We start from the raw sequence: 13,287 nt of genomic DNA, 5'->3' as shown, positions 1-13,287 counted from the left end.
GGCGCGGGCAGGGCGCATTCAAGCGGTGCCGTCACTTTTGCCGCGCGGTTTCGCCAGCGGGTGATGCGTCAGCACCAGCTCCTTGAGCCGTTCGTCGAGGACATGAGTGTAGATTTCCGTGGTCGACAGGTCCGCGTGCCCCAGAAGCATCTGGATCGCGCGCAGATCCGCGCCGCCTTGCAGTAGATGGGTGGCGAAGGCGTGGCGCAAGACGTGGGGCGTGACCTTGGCGGGGCTGACCCCGGCCTTCACCGCGATGTCCTTCAGCAGCTTGTGAAAGCCCTGACGCGTCAGGTGACCTTCCTTGCCGCCCGAGGGAAAGAGGAAACGCGAGGGCGGCGCGCGATGCTCGATGCGGGCCTGCTCTTCAGCCTCGTCGCGCGCGGTCAGCCACGCGGCCAGCGCCTCGCGCGCCGGTGGCGAGAGCGGCACCATCCGCTCCTTGTCGCCCTTGCCGCGCACCAGAAGCATCCGCGGATCGCCGCGCGCGGAGGACACCGGCAGCGAGACCAGCTCCGAGACCCGCATCCCCGTCGCGTAAAGTAGCTCCATCAGGCAGCGATTGCGGATCTGATCCTTCTGCGAGCGCCCTTGATCGCGGGCGGCCTCCAGCAGCGCCTCGACCTCTTCGAGACTCAGTGTCTTCGGCAAGCGTTGCGCGCGCCCGGGGCCTGCGATGCGGATCGCCGGATTGTCAGCGCGCCAACCTTCCTCATAGGCGAAGCGATAGAGTTGCCGGATCGCCGAGAGCCTGCGCGCGCGGGTCGATTTCGCCAAGCCCTCCGCCTCGCAGCGGATCAAGTAGGTCTCGATATCGGCGCGGGTCAGCGTCGCATAGCTGAGGCCCTTCGCCTGAAGAAACCCCGCGAAGTCATTGAGATCGCGCCCGTAACTCAGGATCGTGTTGCGTGCGGCACCGGCCTCGGCGGATTGCGCGTCGAGAAAACTCCGGAGCCATTGCGGATCGGGCGGCGCGTCTGAACCGGGTCCGGTCATCCGCGATCTCCCAGCACGATCAGCTCGATCGCGGCGCGCCGCGCGACGGTTTCCAGACCGGCCAGTCGCAACAGGCTCAGACCGTCCTGCAGGCGGGGATAGTCGCCCTTCGCACCGTCGCCCACATCCCCGATCGCCTCGATCAGTGCGAGGCCGAGCTGGTCGGGCAGCAATCCCTTGTAGCGGTCGGGCGCGGCACCCGGCGGCGCATCGAAGACCGCCTTCAGCGCCTGATCGCGCGCGCCGCTTGCGGGGGTTGCGCTGGTATCGCCGGCCGCCAGCCCCTTGAGCAGCGCGGCCTGCGCCGAAGTCTGTGCGCCTTTGCGGGCGTTTTCTTCGTAATTCGGGGTCAGCAGGCTCAGCTCGTAGGCGAGGCGGCCCGCGCGGCCCGGCAGGTCCATCCCCGCGAGCTGGTCGCCAAACAGCGCGCCCAGAACCGGCGCGAGATCTTCCGAGGCCATCACGTCATAAGCGTCGGGCAGGGCGGTCGCGACCCTGTCGGTATCGCCCGCCTCAAGCGCCTCATCGAGTGCGCTCACGGCTGACACGCGATCCCAGAGGGACCCCGACGCCGCCGCTTTACGCTCGGTATAGAGCCCCAACAGCCGGTTCGGATCGAGGACGCCCGCACGGGCCAGCCGCTCTGCGGCCTCCAATTGCGATTTCCAGCCGTTATTCTCGGTCAGATCGGCCTGCGCGAAGGCCAGAGGCAGCGTCGCGGTGGGTAGCGGCTGACCGATCGCCTCCATCATCTTGAACGCGAGCGGCGTGACGTGATCGGGGGGCGGCGCATCCCCGGCCTCTTCGGCCAGGGCCGGGTCGAGGAATTGCTCCAGCAGAGAGCGATCCTCCTGCGGAATCTGTCCCAGCGCAGCCCCCGTGCCATAGGTCAACTCAGCCGTGTCCCACTGCCCGTTGCGCGCAAGGCAGAACACCCGCGCGGCGTAGGAAGGCGCGATGCCGGGCGTGCGTTCGATGATCTTGCAGGCGCGGTTCTCCTGCCCCAGCAGCAGCGCCACGTCGAAGCTGCGGCGGAAAATCTCGGGGCTCGCCGTGCCCGCCTGTCCGAGCAGAGCATTGGCCTGTTCCAGCGCGCCCATGTCCAGAAGCCGGTCGATCCGGGCAAGGAACAGCTGGTTGCGCTGCGACGGCGTCTCGATCTGCGGCGGGTTCAGCTCGGCCAGCAGCAATGTCAGGCTCAGCTCCCGCAGCGCGGGCAACTGATCGAGCGGCATCGCCCGCAGCGCCTGCGCCAGTTCCGGTTCGGGGGTCTTGCCCCAAAGATCGCGCGGCAACCCGGTGCGATCCGGCGTCAGCAGCCCCAACGTATCGGCGGAGGGCGCATCGAGCGAGAGCACCGCGATATCTTCGATCCCGCCAGCCCCGGTGACCGGGGCAGTCGAGCCCGCCGGGCCATCGCGCGGTGCCGACTTCAGGGAATGTGACAGCCAGTCGATCGCCGACATAGGGCTGCTGGCCGTAGGGGTGGCATCCACCGCGGCACTCGATTGCGCGGCGGCGGGCCCCGCCACCAGACCGCCAAGCGCGCAACCGCTCAGCCAGATCAGACCAAGGGTCGCCGCACGGCGATCAATTGCCACTCGCAGTCTCGCTGTCGGTGCCCGTCTCGGTATCTGCATCGGAATTACTCGTGCCTGCCATGCCCGAGCCGTCGGGCAGCGTGACTTCGATACGCTGTTCCTGACTGTCGGGGCTCATGTCGCCCAAGTAAGCAAAGCCGATCACGCCGATCGCGCCAAGCACCAGAAGGATGACGATAAGCTTGAAGATGCGCCCCATAATCTCTCTTTTCTGCCGTCTGTCGCGGCCCGTCCCATATCGTGTCTCTCGGTGGGCGGGCCGTTCTTGGTTGCGGTTTCGCGTTGATCATATATGGCATTTCAGGGAAGTTCACGCCATTCAAGGGGTCCTGCGTCACGATTGTGCAAGGCTCCGCCGATGGCAAGCCTTGTCCGTCCCGCCGGGATTGACAGGGCAGGAATACCGCAGGCGACGCGAGGCAGGGGGCGCTAGGTGGAAGGCGAAAGCGGGATCGAGGGGCATCTGACGCGCTCTGTCGTGCTCGTCGGCATGATGGGCTCGGGCAAGACGGCGGTCGGCACCGCCCTGTCCAAGATGCTCGATTCGGCATTCCTCGACAGCGACCATGAAATCGAACGCGCCGCCCAAATGACCGTGGCCGAGATTTTCGCCCGCGATGGCGAGCCGTTCTTCCGCGCCCGCGAATCGGAAGTGCTGGAGCGGCTGCTGATGGGCCCGCCCGGCGTGATCTCCACCGGTGGCGGGGCGTTTCTCTCCGAGAAGAACCGCGAGTTGATCAACCGGCTTGGCGTCTCGGTCTGGCTGAAAGCGGATCTGGAGATCCTGTGGAACCGGGTGCGCCACAAGAACACGCGGCCCCTGCTGCGCACGGCCGACCCGAAACAGACGCTGAGCGATCTGCTCGCGGCGCGCCTTCCACATTATCAAAAGGCCCAGATCGTGGTCGAGGCCGAGCCGGGCCTCTCGGTGCAGGGCATGGCGCGCAAGGTGGTTTGGCATCTGCGCGAGGTGGATGGATTGATCGAAGAGGTGAAAGATGCGTGAGATCGTGCCGGTCGAGCTGGGCGAGCGTTCCTACGAGGTGCGCATCGGCACCGGGCTCTTGGAAAACGCAGGCACCGAAATCGCGCCCTTGCTGCGCCGTCCGCGCGTGGCCGTCGTCGCCGATCAAACGGTGGCCGATCTGCATCTCGCGACGCTGCGCCGCGGCCTTGGCGATATCGAGATGGTCTCGCTGACCCTGCCGCCGGGCGAGGGCACGAAAAGCTGGCCGCAATTCACCCGCACCGTCGAATGGCTGCTCGAGCAGAAGGTCGAGCGCAAGGATATCGTCATCGCTTTGGGCGGCGGGGTGATCGGCGATCTGGTTGGCTTTGCCGCCGCCGTTTTGCGCCGGGGCGTGCGCTTCGTGCAGATCCCGACCTCGCTTCTCGCGCAGGTCGACAGCTCCGTGGGCGGCAAGACCGGGATTAACGCGCCGCAAGGCAAGAACCTGATCGGGGCCTTCCATCAGCCCTCGCTGGTGCTGGCCGATCTCGACGTGTTGGGCACGCTCGAGCCGCGCGACTTCCTCGCGGGCTATGGCGAGGTGGTGAAATACGGGCTTCTGGGCGATGCGGCGTTCTTCGACTGGCTCGAGGCGAACGCGCCTGCGATGGCGGCGGGCGACATGGAAAAACGCCTGCATGCGGTGAAACGCTCGGTCGAGATGAAAGCCGAGATCGTGGCCCGCGACGAGACGGAGGAGGGCGACCGCGCGCTCCTCAATCTCGGCCACACCTTCTGCCACGCGCTGGAGGCCGCGACCGGTTATTCCGACCGGCTCCTGCATGGCGAGGGCGTGGCGATCGGCTGCGCGATGGCGTTCGAGCTGAGCCAGCGCCTCGGCCTGTGCTCGCAAGAGGTCCCGAGCCGCGTGCGCGCGCATCTGCGCGACATGGGAATGAAGACCGATCTGGCCGATATCGAGGGCGATCTGCCGGGCCGCGACGCGCTGATCGACCTGATGGCGCAGGACAAGAAAGTGCTCGACGGCAAGCTGCGTTTCATTCTCGCGCACGGCATCGGCGAGGCTTTCGTGACTTCGGATGTGCCGCGCGATGTGCTGGCAGGCGTGCTCGACGACGCGCTCGCCGCGCGGTAAGCCGATTTCCCAGTTGCGAGCCGCGCGCTCCTTCTTTATACGCCGCTTCAGGCACCCATAGCTCAGCTGGATAGAGCGCTGCCCTCCGAAGGCAGAGGCCGAAGGTTCGAATCCTTCTGGGTGCGCCATTTCCCCCAATCTCCGGAATATCAGCGCCTTGGGGGCGGCAAAGACGCTATCGAGACGGCCCCGAGACAGACCCGATGAGAGATGCGATGATGACAGATGACGCCCTGATCCGCGCAGCGAAGCTCTCGGTCGCCCCGATGATGGACTGGACCGACCGCCATTGCCGCTACTTCCACCGTCAGATCAGCCGCAACGCGCTGCTGTATACCGAGATGGTGACTGCGCCTGCGGTGATTCACGGCGATCGGGATCGACTGCTGGGGTTTGACGCCGCCGAACATCCGGTGGCGCTGCAGCTCGGCGGCTCGGACGCGAAGGAACTGGCCGATGCGGCGAAGGTCGGCGCGGATCTCAGTTATGACGAGATCAACCTCAATTGCGGCTGCCCGTCGGATCGCGTGCAATCCGGGGCCTTCGGCGCGGTTTTGATGAAAACGCCCGATCTGGTGGCAGAGTGCTGTGCCGCGATGATCGACGCGCAACCGATTGAAGTCACGGTGAAATGCCGCATCGGCGTGGACGATCAGGACCCGCAGGAGGTACTGCCCGAGTTCATCGAGAAGGTCGCCGCCGCCGGCGTGACTCGCATCACGATCCACGCCCGCAAAGCTTGGCTGCAAGGCCTCTCGCCCAAGGATAACCGCGAAATCCCGCCGCTCGATTACCCGCTCGTCCACGCGATGAAGGCGGCCTATCCGCAGCTCCATCTGTCGATCAATGGCGGTATCAAAGATCTCGCCGCGGCCGAGGTGGAACTCGCGCAAGGGCTCGACGGGGTCATGGTGGGCCGCGCCGCGTATCATCAGCCGATGGAGGTGCTGGGCGCCGCCGACCAGCGCATCTGGGGGCAGGGCGAGGCGCGCGATCCCTTCGACGTGGCTGAAGCGATGATCCCCTATATCGCGCGCCATCTCGAGCGTGGCGGCAGGCTGCACCAGATCACCCGCCACATGCTCGGCTTGTTCCACGGCAAGCCCGGCGCGCGCCGCTTCCGGCAGATCCTGTCGGAAGGCGCCACCCGCGACGGCGCCGGGGTTGAACTTTTCGAGAGTGCGTTGTCAGCCGTACGTGAACGGGTTAACTGAGCGGAACCCAAGGAGACTTCCCGACATGCCCGATTTCGCCACGCTCGCGCCGCTCGTCCTGATCCTGATGGCAGTGGGGGCGTTCGCAGGCGTTCTGGCGGGGCTTCTGGGGGTCGGCGGCGGAATCGTCCTCGTGCCCGCCTTCTTCTATCTTTTCAGCGGCTTGGGCTACGGATCGAATGATCTGATGCAGGTCTGCGTCGCAACCTCGCTGGCCACGATCATCGTCACTTCGATCCGCTCGGTCATGGCCCATAACCGCAAGGGCGCGGTGGACTGGGACATCCTCAAGCAATGGATCGCCCCCATCGCCATCGGCGCGATCATCGGGGTGCTGGTCGTCCATCAACTGCGCTCTTCGACCATGCAGATCATCTTCGCGGTGATGGTGCTCCTGATCGCCTGCTACATGATGTTCGGCAAATCGAGCTGGCGGATTTCGGATGGGCTGCCGGGCGGGATCTTCCGCGCGTGGTTCGGCCCGCTGATGGGGTTCCTCTCCGTGCTTCTGGGGATCGGCGGCGGCTCGATCGGCACGCCGATGCAGACGCTTCACGGTATCCCGATCCACCGCGCGGTCGCGACCTCGGCAGGCTTCGGCGTGACCATCGCGCTGCCCTCGGCGATCGGTTTCCTGCTGACGCCGGTGGCCGACGCGCCGCCTTACTCGATCGGCGCGGTCAACATCCCCGCCTTCCTGATCGTCATCGCGATGACGACGATCACCGCCCCCCTCGGCGCGGCACTGGCCCACAAGCTCGACCCCAAGAAGCTCAAGCGCGTCTTCGCGGGCTTCCTGATGCTGGTCGCGCTGAACATGCTGCGCAAAGCGTTTCTCTGAACTTCCTCTTGGCGAAAATATCCCGGGGCGCGCGCTAGCGCGGGGGCAGCGCCCCCTCAATGTCTGAGTCTTGCGCGCAACCGCGCACGGGGAGCAGCGCCCCCTCCGTCACTTGATCTTGCGCGCCTTCGCCTCGTTCCAGAGCGCATCCATTTCGGCCAGATCGCTGTCCTTCGGCGCCTTGCCGCGCGCTTCAAGTTCGCGCTCGATATGATTGAACCGGTTGGTGAATTTCAGATTGGCCGCGCGCAGGGACGCTTCCGGGTCCAGCCCCAGATGCCGCCCGAGATTGACCATCACGAAAAGCAGGTCGCCATATTCCTCGGCCAGCTCCTCCGGCCCCAATTCGTCGCGCGCCTCTTCCAGCTCGCGCGCTTCCTCGACGATCTTGTCGAGCACCTCATCGGTCGAAGGCCAGTCGAACCCCACCCGTGCCGCACGGTTCTGCAGCTTGATCGCACGGGTCAGCGCGGGCAGGCCCAGAGCCACGCCATCGAGCACGCCGACACGCTCGAATTTACCCGCAGCCCTGCGCTCGGCCGCCTTGATCGCTTCCCAATCGGCGGTCTGCTGTGCGGCTGATTTCTCGCGGCTCTCGTCGCCGAAGACATGCGGATGGCGCGCCACCATCTTCGCGTTGATCGCACGCAGCACGTCGGAGATATCGAACCGCCCGTCTTCGGAGGCCATCTGCGCGTGATAGACCACCTGCAGGGCCAGATCGCCCAGCTCGCCCGGCAATTCCGACCAAGCCTCGCGCGCGATCGCATCGGCCACCTCATGGGCTTCCTCGATCGTGTAGGGCGCGATGGAGGCGAAATCCTGCTCCAGATCCCACGGGCAACCGCTCTCCGGATCACGCAGGCATTCCATGATCGCGGTCAGCCGAGTGAACTGATGGGCCGCATCGCCCGTATCGTCGAAGATGAGTGCGTCGTCGGGTTTGGCCATTGCAGCTTGCCTCCTGCCATGCGAATGCCTCTGGCCTAACCAGCCCGCAAGGGGAAGTCCACTATGCCCGTTCTCAACCGTATCGCCGATCTCGGCCCGCAAATGACCGAATGGCGGCACTGGCTGCATCGCCATCCCGAGCTGCGCTTCGATCTGCACCAGACCTCGGAGTTTGTCGCAGCAAGGCTGCGTGAAATCGGGGTGGATGAGATCCATGAAGGGATCGCGCAGACCGGGATCGTGGCGCTGATCAAAGGGCAGGGCGAGGGGGCCACAATCGGCCTGCGCGCCGATATGGACGCGCTTCCGATCACGGAAGAAACCCATGCGGAGTACGCCTCCGAGACGCCCGGCAAGATGCATGCCTGCGGCCATGACGGGCATACGGCGATGCTTCTGGGGGCTGCGGCCTATTTGGCCGAGACCCGGAAATTCGCAGGCACCGTGGCGCTGATCTTCCAGCCCGCCGAGGAAGACGGCGGCGGGGCCGAGGTGATGGTCGATGCGGGCGTGATGGACCGTTTCGGCATCTCGCGCGTCTTTGCGATCCACAACGCGCCGGGGCTGCCTTTCGGACATTTCTACACGACGCCCGGCCCCTATCTCGCTTCGGTCGACGAGGCGCGGGTGACGGTGACGGGGCGCGGCGGCCATGCGGCGACCCCGCAGGGCTGCATCGATCCGATACCGGCGCTCTCGGCGATGGTGACTTCGCTGCAGACGGTGGTTTCGCGCAATGTCGGCGCGGGCGATGCGCTCGTCGTCTCGGTCACGCAGATCCATGCGGGCACCGCGCTCAACATCATTCCCGAAAGCGGGTTTCTCACCGCGACGATTCGCTGCTTCGAGCCGGACATCCGTGATCTGGCGGAAAAACGGCTACGCGAGATTTGCGAAGGCATAGCGTCGGCCCATGGCGTCAGCGTCGAAATTGAATACGAGCGTGGCTACCCGCCCACAGTGAACGACCCCGACGAGACCGGGTTCGCCGCCGAAGTCGCAAGTGAAATCGCAGGCCCCGAGCGTGTCGTGACTGACGCTCCGCGCGAAATGGGGGCCGAGGATTTCGCATATATGCTGGCGGCCCGGCCCGGCGCCTATCTCTTCATGGGCACCGGGGAGGGCGCGGGGCTCCACCATCCGCGCTTCGATTTCAACGACGAGGCCGCGCCCGTGGGCGCATCCTACCTCGCCCGTCTGGCCGAGCGCGCCTTGCCCCTGGGCTGAGCCGCCTCTCTTCCCCTTGGGGAAAATATCCCGGGGACGCTCCGCAGGAGCGGGGGCAGAGCCCCTTTTTCCTTGCCGATCACAGCCCTCTGGCGACAGGGGGCCTGCGCCCCGTTTCCTTTCGCCCCGTCACCGCGACGTGAGGACGCGTTCACAGGGGCCGCTTCGCCTTGCCAAGCCTCAGGGCCACGGCTAGGGTGCGCGCCGACAACCGGGGCTTGCTGCCCCCAAGGCCCATGACAAAGGACCATAGATCATGTTCGTGACCCCCGCTTTCGCGCAGGCCGCCGGTGGCGCCAGTAACCCCGCCGCCGCGTTCGGCCAGTTCCTTCCCCTGATCCTGATCTTCGTGATCATGTATTTCCTGCTGATCCGTCCGCAGCAGAAAAAAGCCAAGGAGCACAAGGCGATGCTCGAGGCTCTGCGCCGAGGTGATCAGGTCGTGACCCAGGGCGGCATTCTTGGCAAAGTCACCCATATCAAGGAAGACGGCGAGGTTGAGGTCGAGATCGCGCAGGGCGTCAAAGTCCGCGTAGTGAAATCGACCATCGTGCAGGTTGTTTCGCGCACCGAACCCGCCAAGACCTCCGAATAAGCCATAAAAGGCCCGTCCCCCATGTTGCACATCTCGCTGTGGAAGCGCGTGCTGATCCTGATCATCGTCGTGATCGGGGTCGTCTTTGCCGCGCCGAACATCTTTTACAACCGGGTGGAGGGGCATAACGATGCCGTTGCCGCCGCCGCGAAGGGCGAGTCTCTGACGCCCGAGCAGCAGGCCGCGCAGGCGGGCTGGCCCGATTGGCTGCCCTCCGACATCGTCAATCTCGGCCTCGATCTGCGCGGTGGCGCGCAGCTTCTGGCCGAGGTCAATGTCGGTGAGGTCTACAAGGCGCGCGTCGATGCGCTCTGGCCCGAGTTCCGCAAGGCGCTCGCCGCCGAACGCGGCACGCTCGGCTCGATCCGTCGTCTGAATGCCGACCCGGGCGTTCTGCGCATCCAGATCGGCAATGCCGACCAGATCGCGGAAGCCCAGAAGATCGCCGAGACGCTGAACAACCCGGTCTCGTCGTTGACCGGTGTGGGGCAGAAAACCCTCGCGATCACCACCGAAGGCAACCAGCTGATCGTCCAGCTCTCGGATGCCGAGAAGGCCGCGACCGACGACCGCACGATGCAGCAATCGCTGGAGATCGTGCGCCGCCGGATCGACGCCGCGGGCACCCGTGAACCCACGATCGTGCGCGAAGGCTCCGACCGCATCCTGATCCAGGTGCCGGGCGCAAGCTCCGCACAAGAGATCAAGCAGCTGATCGGCACCACGGCGAAACTGACCTTCAACTCGGTGATCGGCACCAGTTCGAACCCGAACGAGGCGGTGGGCTCGGATCAGGAAATCCTGCCCTCGGCCGACCAGAAGGGTCTCTATTACATCCTCGACAGCCTTCCGGTCGTGACCGGCGAAGACCTGACGGATGCGCGCCCCGATACCGATCAGAACGGCTATCCGGCGGTGGCCTTCCGCTTCAACGCAAGCGCGGCCCGCACCTTCGGCGATTACACGCAGAACAACATCGGCAAGCCCTTCGCCATCGTGCTCGACAACAAGGTGATCTCTGCGCCCACGATCCAATCGCATATCGCGGGCGGCTCCGGCATCATCACCGGTCGGTTCACGGTGAAAGAGGCGACCGATCTGGCGCTGCTGCTGCGCGCCGGTGCGCTGCCCGCTTCGATGACCTTCCTCGAAGAGCGGACCATCGGCCCGGAGCTGGGCGCGGATTCGATCGCGGCCGGCAAGATGGCCGCAGCCGTGGGCGCGGTTCTCGTGGTGGTCTTCATGATCGCCTCCTACGGCACCTTCGGCGTCTTCGCCTCGCTGGCGCTGGGGATCAACATCGCGCTGATCTTCGCGATCCTTTCGGTGATCGGCGGCACGCTGACGCTGCCCGGTATCGCAGGGATCGTGCTGACGATGGGCACGGCGGTCGACGCAAACGTGCTCGTGTTCGAGCGTATCCGCGAGGAGCTGCGCAATCAGCAAAAGGCGAAAGCCGCCCGCGCGATCGAGCTTGGCTATGAGCGCGCGATGTCCGCCATCGTCGACGCCAACGTAACCACCTTCCTCACGGCGGTGATCCTCTTCGTGCTGGGCGCGGGCCCGGTGCGGGGCTTCGCCGTCACCTTCCTGATCGGGATCATCACCTCGGTCTTCACCGCGATCTGGGTGACGCGGCTGTTCGTGAGCATCTGGTTCGCGCGCCGTCGTCCCCGCGAACTGGTACTGTAAGGGAGATCGAGACATGGCATTCCGTCTGAAACTGGTCCCCGAGAAGACCAACTTCGACTTCTTCAAACATCAGGTCGCGACCTTCGGCTTCTCCGTCTTCATGGTGCTGGCCTCGATCGTACTAGTGCTCGTGATGGGGCTGAACCTCGGCATCGACTTCCGGGGCGGCACCACGATCCGGACCGAGGCCGATCAGACCGAGCCGGTCGACATCGGGGCTTACCGCTCGGCCATCGCGCCGCTCGATCTGGGCGACGTGCTGATCACGCAGGTCTATGACCCGAACTTCCGCGCCGATCAGAAGGTCGTCACGATCCGCATCCAGTCGCAGGACGGGCAGGAGGCGATCAGCCCCGACACCCAGGCCAAAGTGCTGGAATCGCTGAAGTCGGTGAACAAGGACATCAAGATCGTCGCGACCGAGTCGATCGGCCCGAAAGTTTCGGGCGAGCTGATCTGGACCGCAATCTGGTCCGTGCTGGCCGCCGTCGCCGCGATCCTTGTCTATATCTGGCTTCGGTTCGAATGGCAGTTCTCGGTGGGCGCGGTCGCCGCGCTGATCCATGACGTGACCGTCACGGTCGGCATCTTCGCGCTGTTCCAGATCAAGTTCGACCTGTCGATCATCGCGGCGCTGCTAACGATCCTCGGCTATTCGATCAACGATACCGTCGTCGTCTTCGACCGTCTTCGCGAGAACCTCGTGAAATACAAGAAGATGCCGCTGCGCGACGTGATGAACCTCTCGGTCAACGAGACGCTGTCGCGCACTGTGATGACCTCGGGCACCACGCTGCTGGCGCTGATCTCGCTGCTGGTTCTGGGCGGCGACGTGATCCGCAACTTCGTCTTCGCGATGACCTGGGGCGTGATCGTGGGTACCTATTCCTCGGTCTATGTCGCCAAGAACATCGTCCTGTTCATCGGCCTCGACCGCAACAAGGAGAAGAAGGACCCCTCGGAGAAGTTCTTCGACAAAACGGATGTCGCTACTGACTGAAGCCAATTTCGGGGCCTCGCTGCCGATCGACGGCTACGGGCCGGGTTTCTTCCGCGTGGCTGGTGAAGTCACGCGAGGCTCGATCTGGGTCGCGGGCCAGGAGATGGGCAGCTGGGGCGGACTGGACGACCGCGCTGCGCTGCGTGCGCTGGCAGACAAGCTCGACGTGTTGTTCATCGGCACCGGCGAAGAGATCGCCCATCTGCCGAAGGACCTCGTGGCCGAGCTGGAGGCCGAGGGGCTGATGTGCGAAGGCATGGCCACGCCTTCGGCGGCCCGCACCTACAACGTGCTGCTGTCAGAAGGCCGCCGGGTCGGCTGCGCGCTGATCGCGATGCCGGAAAACCCCGCCACGCCCGAGACGCCTGAATGAGCATGCTGTCGGTCGAAGGGCTCGCGGTGTCGCGCGGTGGTCTCCCGGTTCTGGAAGACCTGAGCTTTTCGCTCGACGCAGGCCATGCGCTCGTGCTGCGCGGCCCCAACGGGGTCGGCAAGACGACGCTTCTGCGCACCTTGGCCGGGCTGCAACCGGCGTTGGCGGGTAGCGTCTCGATGCCGCCTGAGAGCATGGCCTATGCCGCCCATTCCGACGGGCTGAAATCGACGCTGACGGTGCGCGAGAATCTCGGCTTCTGGGCGTCGATCTATGCGACGGACGATATCGAACCGGCGCTGGAGCGGATGAACCTGCAAAGCCTCGAGACGCGGCCCGCCCATAGCCTGTCTGCCGGGCAGAAGCGCCGCCTTGGCCTTGCGCGGCTTCTCGTGACCGGCCGCCCGATTTGGGTGCTGGACGAGCCGACCGTGTCGCTCGACACCGCCTCCGTCGCGCTCTTCGCCGAGGCCGTGCGCGGCCATCTGGCCGGGGGCGGAGCCGCGCTGATCGCGACCCATATCGATCTCGGGTTGAACGAGGCCAAGGTTCTCGACCTGACGCCCTTCAAGGCCAAGACGCCGGAAGAGGGCGGGATGCAGGGCGCCTTCGACGAGGCCTTCCTATGATCGCGCGGCGCGCTATCGGCGCGGTCGGGAGCCTCCGGCGGGGATATTTGGACCAAGGCGAAG

At 65.4% G+C, this 13,287-nt stretch carries 14 protein-coding genes and 1 tRNA gene; 11 read left to right on the top strand and 4 right to left on the bottom strand.

Annotated features, from left to right (window positions below):
* Positions 1-18: 18 nt before the first annotated feature.
* The 3 genes from BMI88_RS16405 to BMI88_RS16395 are packed head-to-tail and all read right to left on the bottom strand — an operon-like array spanning position 19 to position 2,796.
* Positions 19-996, bottom strand: coding sequence for a site-specific tyrosine recombinase XerD (locus tag BMI88_RS16405; protein ID WP_078550458.1), 978 nt, complete (start codon positions 994-996; stop codon positions 19-21).
* A complete protein-coding gene (locus BMI88_RS16400; RefSeq protein ID WP_146673607.1) occupies positions 993-2,597 on the bottom strand; it encodes a hypothetical protein in 1,605 nt (534 codons plus the stop codon). The genes BMI88_RS16405 and BMI88_RS16400 overlap by 4 nt, the downstream gene beginning before the upstream one ends.
* Positions 2,587-2,796, bottom strand: coding sequence for a hypothetical protein (locus BMI88_RS16395; RefSeq protein ID WP_078541024.1), 210 nt, complete (start codon positions 2,794-2,796; stop codon positions 2,587-2,589). The genes BMI88_RS16400 and BMI88_RS16395 overlap by 11 nt, the downstream gene beginning before the upstream one ends.
* A gap of 234 nt (positions 2,797-3,030) precedes the next feature.
* Here BMI88_RS16395 and BMI88_RS16390 point away from each other — a divergent pair, with 234 nt between their 5' ends.
* From BMI88_RS16390 to BMI88_RS16370, 5 genes are all read left to right on the top strand, one after another.
* Entirely contained in the window at positions 3,031-3,603 is a 573-nt protein-coding gene (locus tag BMI88_RS16390) for a shikimate kinase (RefSeq protein WP_078550454.1), read from the top strand.
* On the top strand, positions 3,596-4,702 hold the full coding sequence (aroB, locus tag BMI88_RS16385) for a 3-dehydroquinate synthase (RefSeq protein ID WP_078550452.1): 1,107 nt from the start codon (positions 3,596-3,598) through the stop codon (positions 4,700-4,702). The genes BMI88_RS16390 and aroB overlap by 8 nt, the downstream gene beginning before the upstream one ends.
* A gap of 51 nt (positions 4,703-4,753) precedes the next feature.
* Positions 4,754-4,830 (top strand) — tRNA-Arg (locus tag BMI88_RS16380).
* 90 nt (positions 4,831-4,920) lie between these two features.
* On the top strand, positions 4,921-5,916 hold the full coding sequence (gene dusA / locus BMI88_RS16375) for a tRNA dihydrouridine(20/20a) synthase DusA (RefSeq protein ID WP_078550717.1): 996 nt from the start codon (positions 4,921-4,923) through the stop codon (positions 5,914-5,916).
* Between the two features lie 25 nt (positions 5,917-5,941).
* A complete protein-coding gene (locus tag BMI88_RS16370) occupies positions 5,942-6,757 on the top strand; it encodes a sulfite exporter TauE/SafE family protein (RefSeq protein WP_078550450.1) in 816 nt (271 codons plus the stop codon).
* Between the two features lie 108 nt (positions 6,758-6,865).
* On the opposite strand, the gene mazG is transcribed toward BMI88_RS16370, so the two are convergent.
* On the bottom strand, positions 6,866-7,708 hold the full coding sequence (gene mazG / locus BMI88_RS16365; protein ID WP_078550448.1) for a nucleoside triphosphate pyrophosphohydrolase: 843 nt from the start codon (positions 7,706-7,708) through the stop codon (positions 6,866-6,868).
* Between the two features lie 63 nt (positions 7,709-7,771).
* Between mazG and BMI88_RS16360 the strand changes: the two genes are divergently transcribed.
* The 6 genes from BMI88_RS16360 (at position 7,772) to ccmA (ending at position 13,224) form a co-directional block, all read left to right on the top strand.
* Entirely contained in the window at positions 7,772-8,935 is a 1,164-nt protein-coding gene (locus BMI88_RS16360) for a M20 aminoacylase family protein (protein WP_078550446.1), read from the top strand.
* A 256-nt stretch (positions 8,936-9,191) separates the two neighbouring features.
* Positions 9,192-9,530: a preprotein translocase subunit YajC gene (yajC, locus tag BMI88_RS16355; protein WP_078520633.1), complete on the top strand. Its 339-nt coding sequence runs from the start codon at positions 9,192-9,194 to the stop codon at positions 9,528-9,530.
* Positions 9,531-9,551: 21 nt separating this feature from the next.
* Positions 9,552-11,222, top strand: coding sequence for a protein translocase subunit SecD (gene secD / locus BMI88_RS16350; RefSeq protein ID WP_078550444.1), 1,671 nt, complete (start codon positions 9,552-9,554; stop codon positions 11,220-11,222).
* A gap of 13 nt (positions 11,223-11,235) precedes the next feature.
* Positions 11,236-12,222 (top strand): protein translocase subunit SecF, encoded by a 987-nt coding sequence (gene secF, locus BMI88_RS16345; RefSeq protein ID WP_078550442.1) that lies wholly within the window; start codon positions 11,236-11,238, stop codon positions 12,220-12,222.
* Positions 12,206-12,595, top strand: a complete 390-nt coding sequence (locus BMI88_RS16340; RefSeq protein WP_078550440.1) for an Mth938-like domain-containing protein — start codon at positions 12,206-12,208, stop codon at positions 12,593-12,595. Before secF ends, BMI88_RS16340 begins: the two co-directional genes overlap by 17 nt.
* Positions 12,592-13,224: a heme ABC exporter ATP-binding protein CcmA gene (gene ccmA, locus BMI88_RS16335; protein WP_078550438.1), complete on the top strand. Its 633-nt coding sequence runs from the start codon at positions 12,592-12,594 to the stop codon at positions 13,222-13,224. The genes BMI88_RS16340 and ccmA overlap by 4 nt, the downstream gene beginning before the upstream one ends.
* Positions 13,225-13,287: the final 63 nt, after the last annotated feature.

The organism is Thioclava sp. F36-6, assembly GCF_002020305.1.
Taxonomy (GTDB): Bacteria; Pseudomonadota; Alphaproteobacteria; order Rhodobacterales; family Rhodobacteraceae; genus Thioclava; species Thioclava sediminum.
This window is presented reverse-complemented; position numbering and strand designations above follow the sequence as displayed.

Bases quoted from the DNA above. Each gene is read 5' to 3' on its own strand.
- BMI88_RS16395 (WP_078541024.1), bottom strand. From the start codon at position 2,796: ATGGGGCGCATCTTCAAGCTTATCGTCATCCTTCTGGTGCTTGGCGCG.
- BMI88_RS16370 (WP_078550450.1), top strand. From the start codon at position 5,942: ATGCCCGATTTCGCCACGCTCGCGCCGCTCGTCCTGATCCTGATGGCA.
- secF (WP_078550442.1), top strand. From the start codon at position 11,236: ATGGCATTCCGTCTGAAACTGGTCCCCGAGAAGACCAACTTCGACTTC.
- mazG (WP_078550448.1), bottom strand. From the start codon at position 7,708: ATGGCCAAACCCGACGACGCACTCATCTTCGACGATACGGGCGATGCG.
- yajC (WP_078520633.1), top strand. From the start codon at position 9,192: ATGTTCGTGACCCCCGCTTTCGCGCAGGCCGCCGGTGGCGCCAGTAAC.
- dusA (WP_078550717.1), top strand. From the start codon at position 4,921: ATGACAGATGACGCCCTGATCCGCGCAGCGAAGCTCTCGGTCGCCCCG.
- aroB (WP_078550452.1), top strand. From the start codon at position 3,596: ATGCGTGAGATCGTGCCGGTCGAGCTGGGCGAGCGTTCCTACGAGGTG.
- BMI88_RS16340 (WP_078550440.1), top strand. From the start codon at position 12,206: ATGTCGCTACTGACTGAAGCCAATTTCGGGGCCTCGCTGCCGATCGAC.
- BMI88_RS16360 (WP_078550446.1), top strand. From the start codon at position 7,772: ATGCCCGTTCTCAACCGTATCGCCGATCTCGGCCCGCAAATGACCGAA.
- ccmA (WP_078550438.1), top strand. From the start codon at position 12,592: ATGAGCATGCTGTCGGTCGAAGGGCTCGCGGTGTCGCGCGGTGGTCTC.
- BMI88_RS16405 (WP_078550458.1), bottom strand. From the start codon at position 996: ATGACCGGACCCGGTTCAGACGCGCCGCCCGATCCGCAATGGCTCCGG.
- secD (WP_078550444.1), top strand. From the start codon at position 9,552: ATGTTGCACATCTCGCTGTGGAAGCGCGTGCTGATCCTGATCATCGTC.